This is a genomic window from Vibrio sp. 661 (assembly GCF_033339315.1).
GTDB lineage: Bacteria > Pseudomonadota > Gammaproteobacteria > Enterobacterales > Vibrionaceae > Vibrio > Vibrio alginolyticus.
The window spans coordinates 1-1,302 of the sequence record NZ_JAWOUJ010000070.1 but is presented as its reverse complement, the minus strand read 5'-3'; the positions used below and the strand labels follow the sequence as shown (position 1 = coordinate 1,302).

Sequence of the window (1,302 nt, the reverse complement as noted above, 5' to 3'; positions counted from 1 at the left end):
TCGACCAGAACTGATTAAAAACAAAGTCGTTGCGAGCTGTTTCTTTGAGCCATCAACGCGTACTCGCTTGTCGTTTGAGACCGCGATTCAACGCATTGGTGGTGATGTCATTGGTTTTGATAACGATGGTAATACGTCTCTGGCGAAGAAAGGGGAAACGCTTTCTGATTCTGTACAAGTTATCTCTTCATACGTCGATGCATTTGTGATGCGCCACCCTCAAGAAGGTGCAGCGCGCCTTGCTTCCGAGTTTTCGAATGGCGTTCCAGTGATTAACGCGGGCGACGGTGCTAACCAACACCCAACTCAAACTCTGCTTGACCTCTACACCATCGCGGAAACGCAAGGTCGCTTAGACAACCTAAACGTGGCATTTGTCGGCGATTTAAAATACGGCCGCACCGTTCACTCACTGACTCAAGCACTGGCGAAGTTCAATAACATCCGCTTCTACTTTGTCGCTCCAGACGCATTGGCGATGCCAGAGTACATCTGCGAAGAACTCGATGAAGCTGGCATTGAATACAGCCTACACACAGAGATGGAAGCGGTAATTCCTGAGCTCGATATTCTTTACATGACTCGCGTTCAAAAAGAGCGTTTCGACGAGTCTGAATATGCGCACATCAAGTCAGCTTACATTCTGACGGCGGCTCTATTGGAAGGCGCGCGTGAAAATCTAAAAGTACTGCACCCGCTACCTCGTGTTGATGAAATCACGACAGACGTAGATAAAACCCCACACGCGTACTACTTCCAGCAGGCACAAAATGGCGTGTACGCTCGCCAAGCGCTGTTGGCTTTGGTTCTAAACGAAACACTGTAATCGAGGAGATAAAAACATGGCTAAAGAAACTCAATTGCAGGTAGAAGCAATCAAAAACGGCACCGTCATCGACCACATTCCAGCACAAATTGGTATCAAAGTGCTGAAATTGTTCGATATGCACAATTCTTCTCAACGTGTAACGATTGGTCTCAACTTGCCATCTTCAGCTCTGGGTCACAAAGACTTGCTGAAGATTGAGAACGTGTTCATCAATGAAGAACAAGCAAGCAAACTGGCGCTGTACGCACCGCACGCGACGGTAAACCAAATCGAAAACTACGAAGTCGTGAAAAAACTGGCTCTAGAGTTGCCAGAGAAAATCAACAACGTGTTTGAGTGTCCAAACTCAAACTGTATCTCTCACAACGAGCCAGTAGAAAGCAGTTTTAAAGTTTTCGAAAAGAAAGAAGAGATTCGTTTGAAGTGCAAATACTGTGAGAAAGTATTCTCACGTGAGATTGTGACTGAGCGAT

At 46.3% G+C, this 1,302-nt stretch carries 2 protein-coding genes; both read left to right on the top strand.

Annotated features, from left to right (window positions below):
- Positions 1–826, top strand: an 826-nt coding sequence (gene pyrB / locus R7P69_RS24755; protein WP_318121758.1) for an aspartate carbamoyltransferase, incomplete at its 5' end; no start/stop codon positions are given.
- 16 nt (positions 827–842) lie between these two features.
- The coding region (pyrI, locus tag R7P69_RS24750; protein WP_005455107.1) for an aspartate carbamoyltransferase regulatory subunit at positions 843–1,302 on the top strand (460 nt) is incomplete at its 3' end.